Annotated in this window: 21 protein-coding genes; 17 read left to right on the top strand and 4 right to left on the bottom strand. The window is 61.0% G+C overall.

Annotated features, from left to right (window positions below):
- Positions 1-54: 54 nt before the first annotated feature.
- Positions 55-306, bottom strand: a complete 252-nt coding sequence (locus tag NBH21_RS25030; protein ID WP_250912991.1) for a hypothetical protein — start codon at positions 304-306, stop codon at positions 55-57.
- Between the two features lie 562 nt (positions 307-868).
- Between NBH21_RS25030 and NBH21_RS25025 the strand changes: the two genes are divergently transcribed.
- The 14 genes from NBH21_RS25025 (at position 869) to glpK (ending at position 16,656) form a co-directional block, all read left to right on the top strand.
- The gene (locus NBH21_RS25025; RefSeq protein ID WP_250912992.1) at positions 869-2,464 is read left to right on the top strand and encodes an ABC transporter substrate-binding protein; all 1,596 of its coding nucleotides are present in this window, start codon (positions 869-871) and stop codon (positions 2,462-2,464) included.
- Between the two features lie 180 nt (positions 2,465-2,644).
- Complete coding sequence (locus NBH21_RS25020) at positions 2,645-3,649, top strand: ABC transporter permease subunit (RefSeq protein WP_250912993.1); 1,005 nt, start codon at positions 2,645-2,647, stop codon at positions 3,647-3,649.
- Between the two features lie 119 nt (positions 3,650-3,768).
- Entirely contained in the window at positions 3,769-4,677 is a 909-nt protein-coding gene (locus tag NBH21_RS25015) for an ABC transporter permease subunit (RefSeq protein ID WP_250912994.1), read from the top strand.
- 1 nt (position 4,678) lies between these two features.
- Positions 4,679-5,527 carry an ABC transporter ATP-binding protein gene (locus NBH21_RS25010; protein ID WP_250912995.1) on the top strand — a complete coding sequence of 283 codons (849 nt, stop codon included), beginning with the start codon at positions 4,679-4,681 and terminating at the stop codon, positions 5,525-5,527.
- Positions 5,524-6,387 carry a dipeptide ABC transporter ATP-binding protein gene (locus NBH21_RS25005; protein WP_250912996.1) on the top strand — a complete coding sequence of 288 codons (864 nt, stop codon included), beginning with the start codon at positions 5,524-5,526 and terminating at the stop codon, positions 6,385-6,387. The genes NBH21_RS25010 and NBH21_RS25005 overlap by 4 nt, the downstream gene beginning before the upstream one ends.
- A gap of 169 nt (positions 6,388-6,556) precedes the next feature.
- Positions 6,557-7,321, top strand: coding sequence for a DeoR/GlpR family DNA-binding transcription regulator (locus NBH21_RS25000; protein WP_250912997.1), 765 nt, complete (start codon positions 6,557-6,559; stop codon positions 7,319-7,321).
- 120 nt (positions 7,322-7,441) lie between these two features.
- The gene (locus NBH21_RS24995) at positions 7,442-8,953 is read left to right on the top strand and encodes a glycerol-3-phosphate dehydrogenase (protein WP_250912998.1); all 1,512 of its coding nucleotides are present in this window, start codon (positions 7,442-7,444) and stop codon (positions 8,951-8,953) included.
- A 61-nt stretch (positions 8,954-9,014) separates the two neighbouring features.
- Complete coding sequence (locus NBH21_RS24990; RefSeq protein ID WP_250912999.1) at positions 9,015-10,097, top strand: ABC transporter ATP-binding protein; 1,083 nt, start codon at positions 9,015-9,017, stop codon at positions 10,095-10,097.
- Between the two features lie 14 nt (positions 10,098-10,111).
- Positions 10,112-11,182, top strand: coding sequence for an ABC transporter ATP-binding protein (locus tag NBH21_RS24985; RefSeq protein ID WP_250913000.1), 1,071 nt, complete (start codon positions 10,112-10,114; stop codon positions 11,180-11,182).
- Positions 11,183-11,185: 3 nt separating this feature from the next.
- The gene (locus NBH21_RS24980) at positions 11,186-12,055 is read left to right on the top strand and encodes a carbohydrate ABC transporter permease (RefSeq protein WP_250913001.1); all 870 of its coding nucleotides are present in this window, start codon (positions 11,186-11,188) and stop codon (positions 12,053-12,055) included.
- Positions 12,056-12,068: 13 nt separating this feature from the next.
- On the top strand, positions 12,069-12,884 hold the full coding sequence (locus NBH21_RS24975; RefSeq protein ID WP_099056034.1) for a carbohydrate ABC transporter permease: 816 nt from the start codon (positions 12,069-12,071) through the stop codon (positions 12,882-12,884).
- Between the two features lie 12 nt (positions 12,885-12,896).
- Positions 12,897-13,178 carry a DUF2160 domain-containing protein gene (locus NBH21_RS24970; RefSeq protein WP_250913002.1) on the top strand — a complete coding sequence of 94 codons (282 nt, stop codon included), beginning with the start codon at positions 12,897-12,899 and terminating at the stop codon, positions 13,176-13,178.
- Positions 13,179-13,257: 79 nt separating this feature from the next.
- Entirely contained in the window at positions 13,258-14,979 is a 1,722-nt protein-coding gene (locus NBH21_RS24965; protein ID WP_250913003.1) for an ABC transporter substrate-binding protein, read from the top strand.
- Positions 14,980-15,159: 180 nt separating this feature from the next.
- Positions 15,160-16,656: a glycerol kinase GlpK gene (gene glpK, locus NBH21_RS24960; protein WP_250913004.1), complete on the top strand. Its 1,497-nt coding sequence runs from the start codon at positions 15,160-15,162 to the stop codon at positions 16,654-16,656.
- A 3-nt stretch (positions 16,657-16,659) separates the two neighbouring features.
- Here glpK and NBH21_RS24955 read toward each other — a convergent pair whose 3' ends face one another.
- The 3 genes from NBH21_RS24955 to NBH21_RS24945 form a co-directional block, all read right to left on the bottom strand.
- Positions 16,660-18,285, bottom strand: coding sequence for a cisplatin damage response ATP-dependent DNA ligase (locus NBH21_RS24955; RefSeq protein ID WP_250913005.1), 1,626 nt, complete (start codon positions 18,283-18,285; stop codon positions 16,660-16,662).
- A 7-nt stretch (positions 18,286-18,292) separates the two neighbouring features.
- Positions 18,293-19,303: a ligase-associated DNA damage response exonuclease gene (locus NBH21_RS24950; RefSeq protein WP_250913013.1), complete on the bottom strand. Its 1,011-nt coding sequence runs from the start codon at positions 19,301-19,303 to the stop codon at positions 18,293-18,295.
- 201 nt (positions 19,304-19,504) lie between these two features.
- On the bottom strand, positions 19,505-21,250 hold the full coding sequence (locus tag NBH21_RS24945; RefSeq protein WP_250913006.1) for a methyl-accepting chemotaxis protein: 1,746 nt from the start codon (positions 21,248-21,250) through the stop codon (positions 19,505-19,507).
- A 313-nt stretch (positions 21,251-21,563) separates the two neighbouring features.
- On the opposite strand from NBH21_RS24945, the gene NBH21_RS24940 reads away from it, so the two are divergent.
- The 3 genes from NBH21_RS24940 to NBH21_RS24930 are packed head-to-tail and all read left to right on the top strand — an operon-like array spanning position 21,564 to position 24,282.
- A complete protein-coding gene (locus tag NBH21_RS24940) occupies positions 21,564-21,884 on the top strand; it encodes an STAS domain-containing protein (protein WP_250913007.1) in 321 nt (106 codons plus the stop codon).
- Positions 21,881-22,249 carry a response regulator gene (locus NBH21_RS24935; RefSeq protein ID WP_250913008.1) on the top strand — a complete coding sequence of 123 codons (369 nt, stop codon included), beginning with the start codon at positions 21,881-21,883 and terminating at the stop codon, positions 22,247-22,249. Before NBH21_RS24940 ends, NBH21_RS24935 begins: the two co-directional genes overlap by 4 nt.
- A complete protein-coding gene (locus tag NBH21_RS24930; protein ID WP_250913009.1) occupies positions 22,246-24,282 on the top strand; it encodes a chemotaxis protein CheA in 2,037 nt (678 codons plus the stop codon). Before NBH21_RS24935 ends, NBH21_RS24930 begins: the two co-directional genes overlap by 4 nt.
- Positions 24,283-24,292: the final 10 nt, after the last annotated feature.

Genomic DNA, 24,292 nt, shown 5'->3' with positions numbered 1-24,292 from the left:
GGAATAGGCTATCCCGACGGCGGGCGTGATCCGTGCCACGCAATCGCATTCAGCCTACTGGCAGTCTTCGGACCACGTGCGCTGTTCGCCGCGGAAGGTACACGGGCTGTTACCCTGGCGGGTGTTCTTGCGATAATAGTCTCGCCGCGCCCGCTGTGAATCGTTACCGGCGCATCGGTCCGGCATACGCTGGCAATCGACGTAGTTCTTGTTGCTGACACGTGGATTGCGAGGATCCGTCACGTCGGAATGCGCGGGAAAGGGAACCGCCAGAGCGGCAGAAAGAGCAAGCACCCAAAGCTTCACGGTAATTCTCCCGGCGCGGTTTCCATTAGTCTTTATATGGGAAGTTCCACCATCATTTCCATTAGGCTTTCCTGCTGAATCGACTACCCGATAATTGTCTCCTAGGCCAGCTTGCGTACTGGTTGTATTCCGCGAAGGAAAAGCGATTTCTCGACGTGCGTCGCGGATAGAGCCGCCCAGGTGAGGGAAACAGGTGTCATGCGAGGCTTCCAGCCACTCGGAAGCCCAGGGATTTCCCACGAAATTAATGGAATTTCGACGCTACGAAACGTTTAACAAAACTGCGCGATGGCAGAAATTTGACCAAGTTGGTTCAAAACTGCGGCAGAATCTCTCTTTACATCGATTCTTTTACCGATAAGAAAAAAGACAGAGCGCCTGCAGGGCGAGACCGGTCGGTGAGGAGACTTGTCAAATCGCGACCACTACCGGCTATGCAGGGCGCCCGCCCACGTGGGGTTTGCCACGTAAAGAACGGCGTCGCGCGAAAATTGGGGTGCGCTACGCCAGAAAGAAACAGGCGAAACCGGAACAACCGGATTTCACCAATGGGAGACTACCAATGAAATTGAAGTTTGGCTTTGCTGCGGCTCTGCTCGCGGCCACGTTCCTTTCCACGGCGGCCAGCGCCAAGACCTTCGTCTACTGCTCCGAAGGTTCGCCGGAAGGCTTCGATCCGGGTCTTTACACCGCCGGCACCACCTTCGACGCCTCGGCTCACCCGGTCTACAGCCGCCTGCTCGAGTTCGAACCCGGCACGACCAACCCGGTTGCCGGCCTCGCTGAAAGCTGGACCGTCTCTGAAGACGGCAAGGAATACGTCTTCAAGCTGCGTTCCGGCGTGAAGTTCCAGACGACCGATTTCTTCACTCCGACGCGCGAACTGAACGCCGACGACGTCGTCTTTTCGATCGAGCGCCAGATCAAGGCCGACCATCCCTGGCACCAGTATGTTCCGGGCACGTCCTGGGAATATGCCGCCGGCATGGGCTTCCCGGAACTCATCAAGTCGGTCGAGAAGGTCGATGACCTGACGGTCAAGTTCGTCCTCAACCGCGCTGAAGCTCCGTTCCTCGCCAACATCGCCATGCCGTTCGCTTCTATCCTGTCGAAGGAATATGCCGACAAGCTCGATGCCGAAGGCAAGAAGGAACAGTTGAACCAGATGCCGGTCGGCACCGGTCCGTTCACCTTCGTCGGTTACCAGCAGGATGCCGTCATCCGCTACAAGAAGAACGCCGACTATTGGGGCGGCGCTCCGAAGATCGACGACCTCGTCTTCGCAATCACCACCGATGGTGCCGTTCGCTATCAGAAGCTGAAGGCTGGCGAATGCCACCTGATGCCGTTCCCGAACGCTGCCGACGTCGAAGCCATGAAGGCGGATCCGAGCCTGAAGGTCATGGAACAGGAAGGCCTGAACGTCGCCTACCTCGCCTACAACACCACTCAGGCACCCTTCGACAAGCCTGAAGTCCGCAAGGCGCTGAACAAGGCGATCAACAAGAAGGCGATCGTCGACGCCGTGTTCCAGGGCATGGCTGCTCCGGCCAAGAACCCGATCCCGCCGACCATGTGGTCCTACAACGACAAGATCGAAGACGACACCTACGACCTCGACGCTGCCAAGAAGATGCTCGAGGAAGCCGGCGTCAAGGATCTGTCGATGAAGATCTGGGCCATGCCGGTATCGCGTCCCTACATGCTGAACGCCCGTCGTGCGGCTGAAATCATGCAGGACGACTTCGCCAAGATCGGCGTCAAGGTCGAGATCGTCTCCTACGAGTGGGCCGAATATCTCGACCGCTCCAAGGCCAAGGACCGCGACGGCGCCGCCATGCTCGGCTGGACCGGTGACAATGGTGACCCGGACAACTTCCTCGACACCCTGCTCGGCTGCGAAGCCGTGGGCGGCAACAACCGCGCCCAGTGGTGCAACCCGGAATTCGACGCCCTCGTGAAGAAGGCAAAGGTAACCTCCGACAAGGCCGAACGCACCAAGCTCTATGAAGAGGCCCAGGTCATCTTCAAGCGCGAAGCTCCGTGGGCAACGCTCGATCACTCCCTGTCCGTCGTTCCGATGCGCAAGGAAGTTTCCGGCTTCGTCCAGAGCCCGCTCGGCGACTTCACCTTCGAAAACGTCGACATTGCCGAGTAATCGTCAAGACTGAATGGATCACCGCGGGAGCCATGCGCTTTCGCGGTGATTGCATGAGAGCCCGGCGGTTGTTACCGTCAGGCCCCAGAGGCTCAGGAAGGCAGATGTTGCTTCCGAGCAGGACCGGCCCGGGATGGCCGGCGATTACAGACCTCCAAGAAAAACATAAGCGGGTCCATCATGTTTGGCTTTCTCCTGCGACGGCTTGCCGTCCTCATCCCGACATTCGTCGGGGTCTCGATCATAGCCTTCGCCTTCATCCGGTTGCTGCCGGGTGATCCGGTCGCTTTGCTGTCCGGCGAACGCGTTATGTCGCCTGAGCGGCATGCCCAGATCAGCGCCCAGCTCGGCCTCGACCGGCCGCTGGTCGTCCAGTATTTCGATTACCTGGGCGGTGTGCTGACCGGCGATTTCGGCTCCTCGATCGTTTCCAAGTCTCCGATCCTCAATCAGTTCCTGTCGCTGTTTCCGGCAACGGTCGAACTGTCCTTCTGTGCCATCGTCATCGCGATTGCGCTCGGCATTCCGGCCGGCGTCATCGCGGCGATCAAGCGCGGTTCGGTGTTCGACCAGTCGATGATGGGGGTCGCCCTCGTCGGCTATTCCATGCCGATCTTCTGGTGGGGCCTGCTGCTGATCATCCTGTTTTCCGGCATGCTGCAGTGGACGCCGGTGTCGGGCCGCATCTCGCTGATGTATTTCTTCCCGCCGGTAACGGGTTTCATGCTGATCGACTCGCTGCTATCGGGACAGAAGGGTGCTTTCACCTCGGCGCTCAGCCATCTCATCCTGCCGTCGATCGTGCTGGCCACCATTCCGCTCGCGGTCATCGCCCGCCAGACGCGTTCGGCCATGCTCGAAGTGCTGTCGGAAGACTATATCCGCACGGCCCGCGCCAAGGGTCTTTCGCCCTTCCGGGTGATTGGCCTGCATGCCCTGCGTAACGCCATGATCCCGGTCATCACCACGATCGGCCTGCAGATCGGCGTCATGCTCGCTGGCGCCATCCTGACCGAGACGATCTTCTCCTGGCCGGGCATCGGCAAATGGATGGTCGATAGCGTCTTCCGTCGCGACTATCCGGTGATCCAGGGCGGTCTTCTTCTGATCGCCGGCATCATCATGGTCGTCAATCTCGTTGTTGATCTGCTCTATGGCCTGATCAACCCGCGTATCCGCCACTAGCGCATCGGCCCGAAAATCGGAATCGATTTTCGAAAAGCTCGATGCGTAGATTCAAGATGTTAGAGCGTCCTTTGTGCGTCCAAATGGACTCACGGCGCTCTAAGAGGTGAAAAAACTCCATGGCTGAGACAACTCAGGGACAGACGGTTTCCAGCGCGGCGATGCGTCGCCAGATGCTGGCCGAATTCTGGTTCTATTTCTCCGAAAACCGCGGGGCGGTAATCGGTCTCTTCGTGTTCCTCGCGCTCGTGCTGATCGCGGTCCTCGCGCCGCTGGTCGCGCCCCATTCCCCGTTCGAACAGTATCGCGACGCCATCCTTGTGCCGCCGTCCTGGCTCGAGGGCGGCAACAGCACCTATCTTCTGGGTACGGATCCCGTCGGTCGCGACATCCTTTCGCGTCTGATCTACGGCGCCCAGTATTCGCTGTTCATCGGCGTCTTTGTCACCACGCTGTCGCTGACCGGCGGCATTCTCGTCGGTCTGATCGCCGGTTATTACCGTGGCTGGATCGATACCGTCATCATGCGTTTGATGGACATCATCCTGGCCTTCCCGTCGCTGCTTCTGGCGCTGGTGCTCGTTGCGATCCTCGGGCCGAGCCTGACAAACGGCATGATCGCCATCGCGCTCACCCTGCAGCCGCATTTCGTGCGCCTTACCCGCGCTGCGGTCATGGCGGAGAAGAGCCGTGACTACGTGACCGCCGCCCGCCTCGCAGGTGCTGGTCCCTTCCGGCTGATGTTCCGCACCATCCTGCCGAACTGCACCGCGCCGCTGATCGTTCAGGCGACGCTGTCCTTCTCCAATGCGATCCTCGATGCGGCCGCCCTCGGCTTTCTTGGCATGGGTGCCCAGCCTCCGGCTCCGGAATGGGGGACCATGCTTGCCGAAGCCCGCGAGTTCATCCTGCGCGCCTGGTGGGTCGTCACCTTCCCCGGTCTTGCCATCCTCATCACCGTGCTCGCCATCAACCTGATGGGCGACGGCCTGCGTGATGCGCTCGACCCGAAACTGAAGAGGTCCTGACATGGCGCTTCTCGATATTCAGAACCTGACCGTCGAATTCGAAACGGCCTCCGGCTGGTTCAAGGCGGTCGATGGCGTATCGCTTTCGGTGGAAGCCGGCGAAGTGCTGGCGATCGTCGGCGAATCCGGCTCCGGAAAGTCGGTCTCGATGCTGGCCGTCATGGGTCTTTTGCCCTGGACGGCGAAGATCACCGCCGACAGCATGGTCTTTCAGGGCAGGGACATCATGGGTATCTCGCCTGCCGAACGGCGCAAGCTAATCGGCAAGGATATCGCCATGATCTTCCAGGAACCGGTGGCGAGCCTCAATCCCTGCTTCACCGTGGGTTTCCAGATCGAGGAAGTTCTGCGCATTCATATGGGCCTCGGCAAGACCGCCCGTCGCGAGCGCGCCATCGAGCTCTTCCGGCTGGTCGGCCTGCCCGATCCGGCCGAGCGGCTCAACCACTTCCCGCACCAGATGTCCGGCGGCCAGTGCCAGCGCGTCATGATCGCCATGGCGATCGCCTGCAATCCGACGCTTCTGATCGCAGACGAACCCACCACCGCGCTCGACGTGACCATCCAGAAGCAGATCCTCGATCTTCTGATGGACCTGCAGGCGAAGAACGGCATGGGCCTGATCATGATTACCCATGACATGGGTGTCGTGGCCGAGACCGCCGACCGCGTGATCGTGCAGTACAAAGGCCGTAAGATGGAGGAGGCCGACGTGCTCTCGCTCTTCGAAGCGCCGAAGAACGCCTATACGCGCGCCCTTCTTTCTGCCTTGCCGGAAAACGCGACCGGGGATCGACTGACGACCGTTTCCGACTTCCTTGCAGGTTCGACCGCAGGAGAAAACGCATGAGCGACAAAACCACGACACAGACGCCGATGCTCGAGATCCGCAACATCAAGCGCGATTATCACGTGCCGACCGGCCTCTTCAAACCGGAGAAGGTCGTGCATGCGGTCAAGGGCGTGTCCTTCAAGCTGGAGACCGGCAAGACGCTCGCCATTGTCGGCGAAAGCGGCTGCGGCAAGTCCACCCTTGCCCGCATCCTGACCTTCATCGACGAACCCACAGCCGGCGAACTCCTGATCGAAGGCAAGACGGTCGACACCCGTCCGGGTCATCTTACCGCCGAGATGCGCCAGAAGGTGCAGATCGTCTTCCAGAACCCCTATGGATCGCTCAATCCGCGCCAGAAGATCGGCGATGTCCTGGGCGAACCGCTGGCGATCAACACGAGCATGTCGGCGGCAGAGCGCCGCGAGCGCGCAACCGAAATGCTGGTGAAGGTCGGCCTCGGGCCGGAGCACTATAACCGCTACCCGCACATGTTCTCCGGCGGCCAGCGCCAGCGTATCGCCATTGCCCGCGCGCTGATGCTGAAACCGAAGCTGCTAGTGCTGGACGAACCCGTTTCCGCTCTCGACCTTTCGGTGCAGGCGCAGGTTCTCAACCTGCTGGCTGACCTTCAGGACGAATTCGGCCTGACCTACGTCTTCATCAGCCACGATCTCTCGGTCGTGCGTTACATCGCCGACGAGGTGATGGTGATGTATTACGGTGAGGCCGTCGAATATGGCAGCCGCGACGAGGTCTTCTCTGATCCGAAGCACGATTATACCCGGACGCTCTTTGCCGCCACACCGCGCGCCGACGTGGACACGATCCGCGCCCGCGTTGCCGCGAAGCGGGCCGGTGCTCCGAAGGTCGCCTGATAGCGACCCAGCTATTGAACCGAAACTTGAAGGGTCGGTGCGAAAGCGCCGGCCTTTTTCTTCACCGGATCATATGCATTTCGCAATCCTCCCACGACGCACTTGTCCGGCTTTCGTTTTTCCGTAGGATGAAGAAAAACGAAAAAGAGAAATGAAAGGGAGGATCATCATGCTGCTTACCCCGCGTCAGGCGGAGATCGTCGCGCTCGCCAAGGAGCAGGGTCGCGTTCTGGTCGACGAACTCGCCACCCGTTTTTCGGTCACCCCCCAGACGATCCGGAAGGATCTGAATGACCTCTGCGACGGTCGGGCGCTGACGCGCATTCATGGTGGCGCGATCTTCCCGAGTGGCAACGAGAACGTCAAATACGAGGCGCGGCGGTCGATTGCAGCTTCGGAAAAACAAGCGATCGGAAGGGCCGCGGCCGCCCTCATTCCCGACAATTCCTCGCTCTTCATCAATATCGGAACGACGACCGAGGCCGTTGGCGAAGCGCTCACCGACCATCGGGAGCTTATGGTCATCACCAATAATATCAATGTTGCCAATCGCTTGAGGGTTTTCCCCTCGATCGAGGTGGTGATTGCCGGCGGCGTTGTCCGTGGCGCCGACGGTGGTATCGTCGGTGAGGCGGCTGTCGATTTCATTCGCCAGTTCAAGGTGGATTTCGCCGTCATCGGGGTGTCTGCCATTGATGGCGACGGCGCACTTCTCGACTTCGACTTTCGTGAGGTGAAGGTGGCGCAGGCCATCATGGCTAATGCCCGTCATGTCATATTGGTGAGCGATTCCAGCAAGTTCGAGCGCACGGCTCCTGTACGCATCGGTCATCTCTCGCAGGTGCACACTTTCATTACCGACCGCTGTCCGCTGGATGCCATCCGGACGATTTGCGCCGAAAACGACGTCAATCTCATCGAGACCGCGCCGTGAAACGTGGCCTTGTCAGGGGTCGATAAATCTTCGTTTGACATTCGATTTGATTTCGAATTAGATAATCACACTTTCGCAATTGCAAAAAATTGTGCAATGCGAAATCGGGTGGGGAAGATAATGTCAGGCGATACGGTTTTCGATCTGTTCGTGATCGGTGGCGGCATCAATGGCTGCGGCATTGCCCGCGACGCTGTTGGTCGCGGCTATTCCGTGGCGCTTGCCGAAATGAACGACTTCGCCTCCGGCACGTCATCAGGCGCGACCAAGCTCATTCACGGCGGCCTTCGTTATCTCGAACATTACGAATTTCGTCTGGTGCGCGAGGCGCTGATGGAGCGTGAGGTGCTGTGGGCCATGGCCCCGCATATCATCTGGCCCATGCGCTTTGTCCTGCCGTTCCAGAAGGGCGGCATCCGCCCCGCATGGCTGATCCGGCTCGGGCTTTTCCTTTACGATCATCTCGGTGGACGCAAGCTCCTACCGCCGACCAAGACGCTGGATCTTCGGCGCGATGCCGCCGGCAAGCCGCTGAAGCCGTTGTTCTCCCGCGCCTTCGAATATTCTGATGGCTGGGTGGATGATGCGCGCATGGTCGTGCTGAATGCCCGCGATGCCGCAGATCGCGGAGCCACCATCCTCAGCCGTTCCAAGGTCGTTTCCGCCCGCCGGGACGGTGATGTCTGGGTGATCGAGGTGCGCAGCGAGCAGACCGGTGCCGTGACGACCTTCCGGTCGCGCATGCTGGTCAATGCCGCCGGTCCCTGGGTGGATCAGGTTCTGGCCGGGGCTTTCGGGCGTAATAATGTCCATAATGTTCGCCTCGTGCAGGGCAGCCATATCGTGGTGCGCAAGAAGTTCTCCGATCCGCGCGCCTATTTCTTCCAGAATCCGGATAACCGGATCATCTTCGCGATCCCCTACGAGAAGGAATTCACGCTGATCGGCACCACGGACCGGGACTATTCCGGCGATCCGAAGAGCGTGAAGATCAGCGACGAGGAAACAGCATATCTTTGCAACGCCGCAAGCGAGTATTTCGCCGAGCCGGTCCGCCCCGAAGATATCGTCTGGACCTATTCGGCCGTTCGTCCGCTTTATGATGACGGCGCTTCCAAGGCGCAGGAAGCGACCCGCGACTATGTGCTGAAGCTCGACAGCGATGCGGCCGGTCCGCCGCTCCTGAACGTCTTCGGCGGCAAGCTCACCACCTATCGGCGACTTGCCGAGCATGCGCTGGAAAAGATCGGCGAAGCCATCGGCATTAAGGGTTCGTCCTGGACAGACAAAAGCCGCCTGCCGGGCGGCGATTTCGCTCCGACCGGCTACGAAGCGGAAGTGTCGAAGCTTGCGAAATCCGCGCCGTTTCTGACGCGACCGCATGCCGAACGACTCGTCCGCTGTTACGGCACGCTTGCGGGCGCAATCATCGGCGACGCGTCGCGGCCGGAGGATCTTGGCCGCTTCTTCGGAGGCACGCTTTACGAAGCGGAAGTGCGCTGGCTGATCGAGAAGGAATGGGCGCGCACGGCAGAGGATGTGCTGTGGCGGCGCACCAAACAGGGATTGCTCCTGACGGCCGGGGAGGCCGCGGGACTTGAGGAGTACATGGCGGGCGCCGTCGTTCACTGACGCACCCGCAGCAGGCTGATCTGCATCTATCACCGACGGTTGGAGGAGGCCCGAGGAAACAATGCTTGAATTGCGCAATGTGTCGAAGATGGCGGGAGGCGAATTCCATATTCGCCCCACCGACCTGACGTTACGGCGGGGAACGCTGAACGTCCTGCTCGGGCCGACGCTCTCCGGCAAGACCTCGCTGATGCGTCTCATGGCCGGCCTCGACAAGCCGACCGAAGGCACGATCCATTTCGACGGCGAGGACGTGACCGGCGTGCCCGTGCAGAAGCGCAACGTCGCCATGGTCTACCAGCAGTTCATCAACTACCCGGCGCTGACCGTTTATGAAAACATCGCCTCGCCGATGCGGATTGCCGGAAAGGATCAGACGACCATCGATCGTGAAGTGCGAAAGGCTGCAGATCTTCTAAAGCTTGCGCCCTATCTCGACCGCACGCCGCTCAATCTTTCCGGCGGCCAGCAGCAGCGAACGGCGCTGGCGCGCGCAATCGTGAAGAATGCCAATCTGGTCCTGCTCGATGAACCGCTGGCAAACCTCGACTACAAGCTGCGCGAGGAATTGCGCGAGGAACTTCCGAAGATCTTCGCAGAATCCGGCGCGATCTTCGTCTATGCCACGACGGAACCCTCCGAGGCCCTTTTGCTCGGCGGCAATACGGCAACGCTCAGCGAGGGCCGCGTCACCCAGTTCGGCCCGACGATTGAGGTCTATCGCCGTCCGGTCGATCTCCTGACCGCCAGGACCTTTGCCGACCCACCGCTCAACACCATCGAAGCCGTCAAGGCCGATGGCGTCTTCCGGGTTGGCGGACAGGCCGCATTGCCGGTGCCGCCGCATCTGCTCGGCGTGGCGAACGGCCCGGTGACCGTCGCATTCCAGCCGCACCACCTCGCGCTGCGCCGCCAGCATGATGGCGTTGTGAGGGTGACCGCCCGCACGCTGATTTCCGAGATCGCGGGTTCGGAAAGCTTCATTCACGTCGATTTCGCCGGTGCCCGCTGGGTCATGCTGGCCCATGGCATTCATGACATTGAGCCGGATCGCGAGATCGAGGTCTATATCGATGCGCGCCATCTGATGGCGTTCGATGCCGAGGGCCGCGCGCTGGGCGCTTCGGCTCCCGGGACGGTGTGAGGGAGGCGGGGATCATGGCACGTATCAATCTCAAGCATATCCGCCACGCTTATAACGCCAGGGCGAAAGCCGCGGGCGACTACGCGCTCAAGGAAGTGCATCACGAATGGGCCGATGGCGGAGCCTATGCGCTGCTCGGCCCATCCGGTTGCGGCAAGACCACTTTGCTCAACATCATTTCCGGGCTGCTGCATCCGTCCGATGGACGCATAGAGTTCGACGGGGTCGACGTGACCGAACTTTCGACCGAACAGCGCAATATTGCTCAGGTCTTCCAGTTTCCGGTCGTCTACGACACGATGACGGTGTTCGACAATCTCGCCTTTCCGTTGCGCAACCGGCATGTTCCGGAAGCGGAGGTGCAGCGCCGCGTCGCCGAAATCCTCGAAATGATCGACCTTGGCGGCATGGCGAAGCGCCGCGCGCAGGGATTGACCGCCGACCAGAAGCAGAAGATCTCGCTTGGTCGCGGTCTGGTGCGCTCCGACGTCAACGCGATCCTCTTCGACGAACCGCTGACGGTGATCGATCCGCACATGAAATGGGTGCTGCGTTCGCAGTTGAAGCGGCTGCACCGCCAGTCCGGCTTCACCATGGTCTATGTCACCCACGACCAGACCGAGGCGCTCACCTTCGCCGACAAGGTGGTGGTGATGTATGACGGCCAGATCGTCCAGATCGGAACGCCGGCCGAGCTTTTCGAGAAGCCGAGTCACACCTTCGTCGGCTATTTCATCGGCTCTCCGGGCATGAACGTCATGCCGGTCGCGGTTGAAGGCTCTTCGGCCCTGATCGGCGATCAGGTCATTCCGCTTGCCGGAGCGCCCAAGGTTGGCGCCGGCGGCAAGATCGAGCTTGGCATCCGCCCCGAATTCATCCGTCTCGGACGCGAAGGCATGCCGGTCCACGTGAACAAGGTCGAGGATATCGGCCGTCAGAAGATCGTTCGCGCCACATTCTGCGGCCAGTCGCTGTCGATCGTCGTTCCGGAGGATGACGAAGTGCCGACAGAGGCGCGAATTACTTTCGAACCGAAGGCAATCGGCATCTACGCCGACTCCTGGCGCGTGGGCACGGAGGGCTGAGTCATGGAAAAGACCTGGAACAACAAGGCCTGGTTCATGGTGTTGCCGGTACTGGTGCTGGTGGCCTTCTCGGCGGTTATCCCGCTGATGACGGTGGTGAACTATTCGGTGCAGGACACCTTCGGCAATAACCAGTTCTTCTGGGCTGGTACCGACTGGTTCACGCAGATGCTGGAATCCGACCGCTTCTGGGACGCACTGGCCCGAAACCTTTTCTTCTCGATGGTGATCCTCGCGATCGAGGTGCCGCTCGGCATCCTGATCGCACTCAACATGCCGAAAACGGGTCTCGGCGTCCCCGTCTGCCTCGTGCTGATGGCGCTGCCGCTGCTCATCCCGTGGAACGTCGTCGGCACCATCTGGCAAGTCTTCGGCCGTGTCGATATCGGCCTTCTCGGCCACACGCTGACGGCGCTCGGCATTTCCTACAACTATACGCAGGACCCAACCGCGGCATGGATCACCGTCATCGTCATGGACGTATGGCACTGGACCAGCCTCGTCGTGCTGCTCTGCTATGCAGGTCTCGTTTCGATCCCGGATGCCTATTACCAGGCCGCCAAGATCGACGGTGCTTCCCGCTGGTCGGTGTTCCGCTACATCCAGCTGCCGAAGATGAAGCGCGTGCTGCTGATCGCCGTGCTGCTGCGCTTCATGGACAGCTTCATGATCTACACCGAGCCCTTCGTCGTCACCGGCGGCGGCCCCGGCAACTCCACGACCTTCCTGTCGATCGACCTCGTCAAGATGGCGGTCGGCCAGTTCGACCTTGGTCCGGCGGCGGCCATGTCGATCATCTACTTCCTGATCATCCTGGCCCTGTCCTGGATTTTCTACACCGTCATGACCATCAACGACGCACCGCAGAAGTGAGGGAGGCAGGACCATGAACCACGATACCCGCGGCAAGCTCTCCTTCCTCGTTCCGACGATCTACATCCTCTTCCTGATCCTGCCGATCTACTGGCTGGTCAACATGAGCTTCAAGGAAAACAGCGAGATCCTCGGTGCACTGTCGCTCTGGCCCAAGAACCCGACGCTCAGGAACTATACGGTGATCTTCACCGATCCCTCCTGGTACAAGGGCTACATCAACTCGATCATCTACGTGGTGATGAACACCGTGATCTCGGTCACGGCGGCCCTGCCGGCGGCCTATGCCTTCTCGCGATACCGCTTTCTCGGCGACAAGCATCTATTCTTCTGGTTGCTGACCAACCGCATGGCGCCGCCGGCGGTCTTCGCGCTGCCTTTCTTCCAGCTCTATTCGGCCTTCGGCCTGATCGACACTCACATCGCGGTGGCCATCGCCCACTGCCTGTTCAACGTGCCGCTCGCCGTCTGGATCCTCGAAGGCTTCATGTCCGGCGTGCCGAAGGAGATCGACGAGACCGCCTATATCGACGGCTATTCCTTCCCGAAATTCTTCGTGAAGATCTTCATGCCGCTGATTGCCTCCGGTATCGGTGTCGCCGCCTTCTTCTGCTTCATGTTCTCGTGGGTCGAGCTCCTGATCGCCCGCACGCTGACCACGACGGATGCCAAGCCGATTGCCGCGATCATGACCCGTACGGTCTCGGCTTCCGGCATGGACTGGGGCGTGCTGGCCGCCGCCGGCGTGCTGACCATCATTCCCGGCGCGCTCGTCATCTACTTTGTCCGCAACTACATCGCCAAGGGCTTCGCCCTCGGCCGCGTGTGACAGGAGGCTGCTATGGATTTCTCATGGATGGCCTGGACGCTTCCGACGGCCCTCTTCTTCATCATCATCTTTACGCTGATCGCGGTGATGGGGGTGTGGGAGTATTTCTCGCCGGGCGGCAATCCGCGCGTCGGTATACTGCGCTTTGAAACCACCCGCGGCGACCGCCTGTTCGTGTCGCTGCTCGGTTCGGCGTTCATTCATCTTGCCTGGCTGGGACTTGGCGGTCCCAGCCTCTGGTGGGCTCTCGCCTTGTCAGTGGTCTACGCGATCGGCGTATTCCGCTTCGTGTGAGGCAGAAAGAACGGGTGGCGGGGAGGTTCGCCATCCACGACGACGAAAACTGCAATCGCAAACCCTTGGGAGGACAATCATGCGACGGCATCTTTTGACAACGACGGCAGCCATGCTGCTGGCATTGACCGGTACGGCTTTCGCCGGCATGGACGAGGCAAAACAGTTCCTAGACAAGGAGGTCGGCGACCTTTCGGCGCTGTCTCGCGCCGACCAGGAAAAGGAAATGCAGTGGTTCATCGACGCTGCCAAGCCGTTTGCCGGTATGGACATCAAGGTGGTCTCGGAAACCATCACCACCCATGAATACGAATCCAAGGTTCTGGCGCCCGCCTTCACCGCGATCACCGGTATCAAGATCACCCATGATCTGATCGGCGAAGGCGATGTCATCGAGAAGCTGCAGACACAGATGCAGTCGGGCGAGAACATCTATGACGCTTATGTCAACGATAGCGACCTGATCGGCACCCATTGGCGTTACCAGCAGGCACGTTCGCTGACCGACTTCATGGCCAATGAAGGCAAGGACGTCACCAATCCCGGCCTCGATATCGACGACTTCATCGGCAAGTCCTTCACCACTGCCCCGGACGGCAAGCTCTACCAGCTTCCCGACCAGCAATTCGCCAACCTCTACTGGTTCCGTTACGACTGGTTCAACGACGCCAAGAACAAGGAAGACTTCAAGGCCAAGTACGGCTACGACCTCGGCGTTCCGGTCAACTGGTCGGCTTACGAGGATATCGCCGAGTTCTTCACCGGCCGCGAGATCGACGGCAAGAAGGTCTATGGCCACATGGACTACGGCAAGAAGGACCCGTCGCTCGGCTGGCGCTTCACCGACGCCTGGTTGTCGATGGCTGGCAACGGCGACAAGGGCATCCCGAACGGCCTGCCGGTCGACGAGTGGGGCATCAAGGTCGACGAGAAGTCGCGTCCGGTCGGCTCCTGCGTTGCCCGTGGCGGCGATACCAACGGCCCGGCTGCAGTCTATTCGATCCAGAAGTATCTCGACTGGTTGAAGGCCTATGCTCCGGCTTCCGCCGCCGGTATGACCTTCTCCGAATCCGGTCCGGTGCCGTCTCAGGGTGAAGTCGCCCAGCAGATGTTCACCTACACGGCTTTCACGGCCGACTTCGTCAAGGACGGTCTGCCGGTCGTGAATGCGGACGGCACGCCGAAGTGGCGTTTCGCCCCGTCTCCGCATGGCGTCTACTGGAAGGACGGCATGAAGCTCGGCTATCAGGACGCCGGTTCCTGGACGCTGATGAAGTCGACTCCTGACGACCGCGCCAAGGCCGCATGGCTCTATGCCCAGTTCGTCACCTCGAAGACGGTAGACGTCAAGAAGAGCCATGTCGGCCTGACCTTCATCCGTCAGTCGACGCTGGATCACCAGTCCTTCACCGATCGCGCGCCGAAGCTCGGCGGTCTGATCGAGTTCTACCGTTCTCCGGCTCGCCTGCAGTGGTCGCCGACGGGCACGAACATTCCCGACTATCCGAAGCTCGCCCAGCTCTGGTGGCAGGCAATCGGCGACGCCTCTTCCGGCGCCAAGACCGCGCAGGAAGCCATGGATTCGCTGTGCGCCGAGCAGGAAAAGGTTCTTTCTCGCCTCGAACGCTCCGGTGTTCAGGGCGACATGGGCCCGAAGCTCGCCGAGGAGCATGATATCGAGTACTGGAACAAGGATGCCGTCGCGAAAGGTAACCTTGCGCCGCAGCTGAAGATCGAGAACGAGAAGGAAAAGCCCGTAACCGTCAACTATGACGAACTCGTCGCCAGCTGGAAGAAGTAAATCCCGGTAAACCGGGAGAAGGACCGGGGCGCGTCAAGTGCCCCGGTCACCTGTTGTTAGGGAAGGAAGACTTCCCGAAGAAATGCGTAGCGGCCTTGCGTCCGTAACGGCGCAGGACAGAGAAAAAAGGGCAGGGCAGGCGATCCCGTTTCACCTGTCATGCGAAAGGGAGCGAATTCCATGGGTGGTTATATCCTCGCCATCGACCAGGGAACCACATCCAGCCGCACCGTCGTCTTCGATGGAGACATGACGATCGCAGGCGTGGGCCAGCAGGAATTCACGCAGCATTTCCCGTCTTCCGGCTGGGTGGAACACGATGCCGAGGAAATCTGGAGAAGCGTTCTCGCAACCGTTCGAACCGCACTCGCCAAGGCAAGCGTATCCGCCGCCGACATCACAGCGATCGGCATCACCAACCAGCGCGAGACCACAGTTGTCTGGGACCGCAGGACCGGCGAGCCGCTGCACCGCGCGATCGTCTGGCAGGATCGCCGCACGGCCCGCTTCTGCGAGGAACTGAAGGAAAAGGGTCTCGAACCGAAGTTCACCGAAAAGACCGGCCTGCTGCTCGACCCCTATTTTTCCGGCACCAAGCTCGCCTGGCTGCTGGAGAATGTCGAGGGACTGCGCGCCCGTGCCCAGGCGGGCGAGGTCTGCTTCGGCACGGTGGATAGCTGGCTCATCTACAAGCTGACCGGCGGCAAGGTGCATGTCACCGATGCCACCAACGCGTCCCGAACGCTTCTTTACAATATCGGCGAAAACCGCTGGGACGACGAACTGCTGTCGATCCTCGGCATTCCCGCCGCCATGCTGCCGGAGGTCAAGGATTGCGCCGCCGATTTCGGCGTGACCGATCCGTCTGTGTTCGGCGTCGCCATTCCCATTCTGGGTGTCGCGGGCGACCAGCAGGCGGCGGTGATCGGCAATGCCTGCTTCGAGCCTGGCATGATGAAGTCCACCTATGGCACCGGCTGCTTCGCCCTGCTCAACACCGGCACCGACCGGGTTGCATCGTCGAACCGGCTGCTGACGACCATCGCCTACCGGCTGGACGGGGTGACGACCTATGCGCTGGAAGGCTCGATCTTCATCGCCGGTGCGGCGGTGCAGTGGTTGCGTGATGAACTCGGTTTCATCGGCGTTTCTTCCGAGGTGGGCGCGCTGGCCATGAAGGCGGACCCTACCCAGCGCGTCTACCTCGTGCCTGCCTTTACCGGCCTTGGAGCTCCTTATTGGGATGCGGATGCGCGCGGCGCGATCTTCGGCCTGACGCGCAGCACCGGGCCGGAGGAATTCGCCCGCGCGGCACTGGAAAGCGTCGCCTATCAGACCCACGACCTTCTGGAGGCGATGAAGAAGGACTGGAACGGGGCAGCCAACAAAACCGTGCTGCGCGTCGATGGCGGCATGGTCGCCTCCGACTGGACGATGCAGAGGCTCGCCGACATTCTGGCAAGCCCGGTCGACCGGCCGGTGATTCTTGAAACGACGGTCCTCGGCGCCGCATGGCTCGCGGGCTCCCGCGCTGGCATCTGGCCGGATCGCAAGGGCTTTGCCGAACGCTGGCGCCGCGATCATCGTTTCGAGCCTGCCATGCCGCAGGCCGAGCGTATTGCGGCTATTGCCGGTTGGCACGACAGCGTGTCGCGCTGCCTGACCAAGCGGCGTTGACGCTCAGCTTGCCCTGTCGATCATGCCGACCAGCGTTTCCAGCCGGTCGGCCTCGCGCGGCAGCTTGTCCTGCCGCAGCCGTGCGATGCGGGGGAACCGCATCGCGACACCCGACTTGTGCCGGCCGGATCGGGAAATGCCTTCGAAGGCCACTTCCACGACGAAACCGTGATCCGGTTCAGCGCGAAGCGCCCGCACCGGGCCGAACCGATCGACGGTGTTGTTACGCACATAGCGGTCGAGGACTTCGAGTTCCGCATCAGTAAAGCCGAAATAGGCCTTGCCGACGGGAACGAGTATGTCCCCCTGTTCCGGATCCGCAGTCCAGACCCCGAAGGTGAAATCGGAATAGTAGCTCGAACGTTTGCCGTGGCCGCGTTGTGCATACATCAGCACGGCATCGGCATTCATCGGGTCGCGCTTCCATTTGAACCACGGACCCTTGGCGCGTCCGGCCTGATAGCTGCTGTCGAGCCGCTTGATCATCACGCCCTCGATCACGGGATCGGGGGGAGTGGAGCGCAGGCGGTCGAGTTCCTCCCAGGAGGAAAACGGCACCAGCGGCGAAAGGTCGAAACGCGTTGGTGCGGTATTATCGATCATGCGAGTGAGCCGCTCCCGCCGGTCGAGAAATGTCTCGCCGCGAATGTCGGCATCGCGATCGAAGAGCATGTCGTAGGCCCGGATAAAGGCCGGGTATTCGCGGATCATCTTGCCGGAAACGGTCTTGCGGTTCAGTCGTTGCTGAAGGTCCGAAAATGTCCGGGTCGGCTGGTTCGAGCGTAGTGTCCCGCCGATCAGGAGTTCCCCGTCGATCACGCCCTCGAATTCGGCGGCCTCCAGCACATCCGGGAACGATGCGGAAATGTCGTCGCCCGAACGAGAATAGAGCTTTCGTCTCCCGCCGAAATGCGAAAGCTGTACGCGGATGCCGTCCCATTTCCACTCGGCGGCGAAATTCTTCGGGTCCAGCCCCTCCAGATCGCGGTCGCCGACGGGATTGGAAAGCATGACCGAATGAAAGATCGCCGGCGTCGCGAGGACCGGCTTGTCATCTCGACCTTCCAGCCAGGCGAACAAAGGCTCATAGGGTGGCTCGAGCCCGTGCCAGAGCGTTTCGATCTCGGTGATGTCCTTCTGGCCGAGTTGGGCGAGCGCCTGCTTGGCAAGGCGGGTCGAGACCCCGATCCTCAAGCCCCCGGTCACCAGCTTCAGGAATGCGAAACGCCCGGATGTGTCGAGCACGTCGAGAAGCCCCCGGACGACGCCGCGTGTATCGCTGCGGCTGGCATTCTGCAGGGCATGGATCACCTCGGAAAGCCGTGGCTGGCTTGTGAGCGAACGCTGGGTGACCCGGTCGCCGTCCCAGACCAGCGAGATGGTTTCGGCGAGATCTCCGACGTAATCATAGGAATAGCGGAACAGTTCCTCGTCCATGCGCTCCAGCACCAGTTCGCGCAGGAGAGCCGGCTTCACATTGGCAATGTCTAGCGTGCCGGCGAGGACCGCGAGCCCATAGCCCCGGTCGGGATCGGGGGTCTCGCGGAAATAGTCGGTGAGCAGCGTCAGCTTGCCGTTGCGCGCGGGCGTCAGCACGAGGCGATCGAGCAGGTCGGAGAGGGCTTTCATGGCGTCATCAATCTCCCTCGTCCTCATAGCCGACAAGATGCAGCGGCCGGGCTGCGATGCCGTTCAGCTCACACCAGCGTACCAGCGCCTCCTCGCGCCCATGGGTGACCCAGACCTGCTGAGGTGCGATTTCCCGGATCGTGGCGGTCAGTTCCGGCCAGTCGCAGTGATCGGAGATGACGAGCGGAAGTTCGACGCCAAGCTGCTTGGCCCGCTGCCGGATCATCATCCAGCCGGAGGCGAAGATGGATAGCGGATCGTTGAAACGCCGGGCCCAGCGGTCGTTGAAGGCGGATGGCGGACCGATAACGACCTTGCCGCGAAATCCGTCCGCCGCCATCGCGTCGTCGGTTGCCGGCCTGAGTTCGCCAAGCGGAATGCCCTCGCTCGCATAATATTCGCAAAGCCGGGAGAGTGCGCCGTGGATATAGATCGGCTCGTCATACCCAGCGCGGCGAATGAGCGAGATCACCCGCTGCGCCTTGCCCAGCGCATAGGCGCCGACCAGATGGCTGCGATCCGGAAACTGCGCGAGCGAGGTGATGAGCTTGCTGATTTCGCGCATGGGATCGGGATGATGAAAGACCGGAAGCGCGAAGGTGGCTTCGGTGATGAAGACATCGCATGGAACGGGCTCGAAAGGCGCGCAGGTGGGATCGCTGCTGCGCTTGTAATCGCCCGAGACGATGATCCGCGCCCCCTCTTTCTCGATTGCGATCTGGGCGGAGCCCAGCACATGGCCGGTGGGATGAAAGCTGACGGTGACCCCGTTCACTTCAAGGGATTGCCCCAATGCAATCGCCTGTTCGCTGCCGCAGAAATCCGGTCCGAGACGAATGCGCATGATGTCGAGCGTCTGCCGGGTGGCGAGCACCTTGCCATGGCCGGGCCGGGCGTGGTCGGAATGGCCATGCGTGATCAAGGCCCGCGAAACCGGCCGGACCGGATCGACGTAGAAATTGCCAGGCGGGCAATAAAGGCCCTCCGGCGTCGGGTGGAGCAGGGCTTCCGGCTTGATCATCCTGTTTCACATAGGGTGGCGGCATCTGTCCCGCCAGTGCGGTTCATGGGCAGACCGTGTCACGGTGTGAGATATTCTGACACGCCCCTGATCTATCCGCATAACCCGGGGCAGACGTTACCCGGGTTACAAAACGAAAGTGGGACCTGCATCCTGCGATGCAAGTCCCGTCGATGGGGTCATTTCGCCGCAGGGACCTTAGAAGAAGGCGGATTCGAAGAGATCCTCGTCGTCATCCGCGGAAGACGCTGCAGCGACCGGAGCGGCTGCGGTCGCGGGAAGCGGAAGAACGGCTGCGTGGATCTCGCGTTCGGCAACCATGGTGTAGGTGCGGTAGATCTGGCTGCCGATGACCTCGATGGCGGGGCCGAGATCCGAAAGATCCGGCTGGGCGCCCTGGACGGCCTCGGCGATTTCGCCCGAGCAACGATCGAGGATGTCGCCGAGTTCTGCCTTGTAATCGAGCTGGACCATGGCCTTTTCCATGCGCTCGGCGGCGTCGCGTCCATCCTCGCCAAGGCGAGCAAGATCCTTCTCCATGCCGTCTCCGGCGTCATGGATGCGCGATGCTGCTGAATGCAGGCGCTTGCCGAGGTTTGCGTCACCGTCGGAACCATCGGTTCCCTCGGCCATTTCGGCTGCTGCCTCCTGAAGCGCGTGCAGCGCGGTCAGGATGGCTTCCGCTGTCTCGTCCATCTGGCCGGCGAAATTGCGCAGTTCAGCGGTGACGACATTGATGGCGCGGCCTTCCTCGCCGATGCGGCTGCAGCGCAGGTTGGTGTTCAGCGCCATGTATTGGATATCGGTGCGCACCACGCGGACGATCTCGATGCCGGAAACCAGTTCGCCGACCAGTTCGGCGGTGCTGCGGCTGAGGTCGGTGGCTTCGAGCGAGGCCGCCTCCACGGTCGTCACGATCTTCCGGGCGGCGGCGACGTTCTGTTCAAGCTGCCGGATTGCGCGGCTGTTGCCGCTTTCGCCGTTCCCGGCCATCAGGTCGCGCAGGGACAGCATTTCGCCGATATCGCCGCTGAAGCTTCCCATCGTGTTGACAATTTTCGTCGTGTCGCGACCGAAATCTCCGCTCGTTTGTTCGAGCTGGCGGGCGACCAGACAGGTAATGGCGAGCGAAAGCCTGTTCTTCTGATCCTCGGAAAGCGAGCGTCCCTCGCCGGTTTCAAGATAGTCGCCAAGGATTGCGAAGGCTGACTGGCAATGCTCGATGCGCTGGCGGGAAATATCACCGATCTGCATGGCGGAAAGTACGGTGGCGAGCTTCATCTGCACACCGCCGGCAAGCTTGCGCACGCGCTGGGCGGTGGCGCCGAGTGTGCGGTGCTGCTCGGTCAGGAGTTCGCTGCTCTGGGCGAGATCCTTGACGATGCCGGGAACAACGGTTTCGAACTGCTGCAGGATCTCCCGGCCGCGGGCCGCCGCTGGATCGAGGCGCTTGCCGAGCTGGTCGAGCGTTTCGGCAAATTTGTCGACCTGGTTTGCGCCGTACTGGATGCGCTCGATGATTTCTTCGGCAAAGCCGGCAAAATCCGCGATGCCGGCGCCGGTGATCTTGGCGGTGATGGCGAAGGTGCGCAGGTAGCGCAACGTCTCGCGCATCGTCACGACCTTGTCGCGCAGACCCTTCTCGATCGTTGAAATGGTGGCAAGCGCCGTCTGGCGGCGGCTTTCCCGCTCGGGTAGCGCCGAAAGCTCCGTCATGGTTGCCTTGAGTTCGCGGCCTGTGGCCTCGGCGCTGCCACCGTCAAGCGCGCCGGTCACGGCATCCAGCGTCGCCGCCAGCTTGTCGATCGATTCCAGCACCGAAAGCAGGATGGTGCCGCCCTCGAGAAAGCGCTTCTCGATGGCCGTGCGGGCCTGTTCGAGATCCGTCGAAATCGTGCCGGTGGTGGGAGCTGCGAAGTCATGGCTCAGTCTGGCGTGCTGCATTCTGTCTAATCCCCGCCCGTTTCAGGTCTTCTCGGCGCATTTTGAAATCCTGCGCTCTTTTGAAAGTCGAATTTGGCTGCTCACTATTTCGGTGGCTTTTGGACAACCGAGGCCATGCTGCCTGAAGAAGTTTAAGCCATCCACAACGGGGGGACATATTTGTCGCCATTGGTAAAAGTCGACTTTTCAACTTTGGTAAAAGTCTAACGAATATCGGGGAGTTAAAATTCGTTGCAGTCTGTTTACGGCACATTAACCGTCCGATGAGAGCGTTTTTGCAACGCAGTAACTGCTTCGCTTGCTTGGAGAAACGATGTCGCCCGGTGCCGCAATACTCAAACTGGATGGTCCTTGTACGATCCGAAACGCGACAGATATTCACAAGGATTTATTAGATTTCATTGGTAATAACGAACGTATTTCGTTGGAAATAGCCGGAAATGCCGACGTTGACGTCAGTTTCGTGCAGTTGATCGAAGCAGCCCGAAACTATGCCACCGGGCGCGGCAAGTCGCTGGCTCTCAGCCATCCGGCGAGCGACAGGCTTCTCGACGTTCTCGAACGGGCCGGCCTTCTCGACGACCCTAAATCCGCAACATCCAGTTTCTGGCTCAATGGAGGAGACCTTCGATGAGCGCCAAAATTCTCACGGTGGATGACTCCGCCAGCGTTCGCCTGACCACCCGCATCGCACTGACCAACGCCGGCTATCAGGTGACTGAAGCCGTCGATGGCACTGATGGCCTTACCAAGGTGAATGGCGGTCAGTTCGACCTCATCATCACAGATCTCAATATGCCGAACATGGACGGGCTGACCATGATCAGGGAACTGCGCAAGGTTCCAGCCAACACCGGTATCCCGATCATCTTCCTCACCACCGAATCCGATGGTGACATCAAGCAGCAGGCAAAGGCCGCCGGCGCGACCGGCTGGCTCACCAAGCCTTTCGATCCTGAAAACCTCGTGAAGGTTGCAAAGAAGGTCCTCGGCAGATGACAGACGTCGATCCAATCGCAGTCTTCCTGACGGAAGCGACTGAATTGCTTGAACAGGTCGAGGCGGGTTTGCTCGACCTCACCAGCCGATTGGACGACAAGGACCAGATCGACGCTGTCTTTCGTGGTCTGCACACCCTCAAGGGTTCCGGCGCGATGTTCGGCTTCGACGCGCTGGCAGCCTTTACCCATCATTGCGAAACGGCGTTCGACCGGGTGCGCAAGGGCGATGTGCCCGCCACCCAGGAACTCGTAACTGCCGTTCTCGCCGCCCAGGACCACATGCGCGCTCTGCTCGAGACGCCGAACGGCGATCATGAGGAAAAGAGCGCGGAACTGCTCGCCGTTTTGCATGCCGCCGTCGCCGTTTCGGGTGGCGCGGTTGAGGTAGCCCCGGTGGTCGCCGGGGTTCAGGCAGCGCAGCAGGACGACGAAAAGGGTGGCGCCTGGCGCATCCGCTTCAGTCTGCCGCACGATTCCATGGCGAATGGCACCAACCCGCTTGGCCTGCTCGACGAATTGCGCGATCTCGGCGAGTGCCGGATCGTTGCCGACACCAGCAAGGTTCCCCCGCTCGATGCACTTGTGCCGACGGAAATGCATCTCGCCTGGGATGTCCACCTCGTTACCGATGGCGGACGCGAGGCGATCGAGGATGTCTTCATCTTCGTCATGGATGAGATGGAATTGTCGATCGAGCGCCTGAAGGGCGAAGCTTCCACGCCGGCAGCGACCAAGGAGCAGGCTTCTGCCGCGCCCGCTATCGCGCAGCCGGTTGCTCAGGCTCCCCAGGCTCCTGCCAAGACAGCCGAAAATACGGTGCCCGCCGCGGACAACAAACCGCAGCAGCAGGCCAAGGCCGCGGAAAACGTGCGTGTTCCCGCCGAACGCCTCGACGAGTTGATGGACCGGGTTGGCGAACTCGTAATCGCCCAGTCGCGCTTGTCGCAGCTTGCCGATGCGACCATGGAAATTCAGCTGCGCGCGGTTTCCGAAGATATCGAACGCCTTTCGGGCGAGCTGCGCGATACCATGATGGTTCTGCGCATGATGCCGGTGGCAAGCCTCTTCGGCCGCTTCCGCCGCCTCGTTCACGATCTCTCCCGCGAGACGGGCAAGAAGATCGATCTGGTGACCGAAGGCGAAACCACCGAAGTCGACAAGACCGTTATCGACCGTCTGGCCGATCCGCTGGTGCATCTGGTGCGCAACTCTATCGACCATGGTCTGGAACTGCCTGAGGATCGTCGCAACACCGGCAAGGCCGAGACGGGCCGCATCATACTCTCGGCGCATCAGTCGGGCGGCGAAGTCATCATCACCATCAAGGACGACGGTCGCGGTATCGACCGTACCCGCGTCAGGGCCAAGGCGGAATCCTCCGGCCTGATCCAGCCCGGTGCCACGCTGACCGATCCGGAACTGTTGCAGATGATCTTCCAGCCGGGTTTCTCGACGGCCGCGACCATCACCAATCTTTCCGGCCGCGGCGTCGGCATGGACGTCGTCAAGAAGACCGTCGAGGCTCTTCGCGGCACCATCGACATCACCAGTACGCCGGGCGAGGGATCCGAGATTTCCCTGCGCATTCCGCTGACGCTGGCAATCATCGACGGCCTGCTCGTCCGGGTCGGCAACGCGCCTTATGTCATCCCGCTTTCGGCGGTTGAGGAATGCCTTGAGCTTTCTGTCGAGGACGACATGCGTTCGCGGGGCCGGAGCTTCATTTCGCTGCGTGAAAGCCTGGTGCCGTTTATCCGGCTGCGCGAACTTTTCCAGACCGGCACCAAGCCGGATCCTTTCCAGAAGATCGTCGTCATCTCCACCGGTACCGAGCGCGTCGGAATGGTCGTCGACCAGATCATCGGCGACCACCAGACGGTGATCAAGTCGTTGTCGAAGCTGCATCATGATGTGGCGACCTTCTCCGGCGCTACGATCCTCGGGGACGGCAGCGTCGCCCTTATCCTGGACGTCACCCATCTGGTGGCTTCGGGTCAACATCAGGAGGCGCAGTTGCGCGCGGCAGGATGAGCGGAGCACT

It is taken from the genome of Ciceribacter sichuanensis (assembly GCF_024055605.1).
GTDB classification, from domain to species: Bacteria; Pseudomonadota; Alphaproteobacteria; order Rhizobiales; family Rhizobiaceae; genus Allorhizobium; species Allorhizobium sichuanense.
The sequence above is the reverse complement of the archived record's forward strand: the minus strand, read 5'-3'. Positions and strand labels throughout refer to the sequence as shown.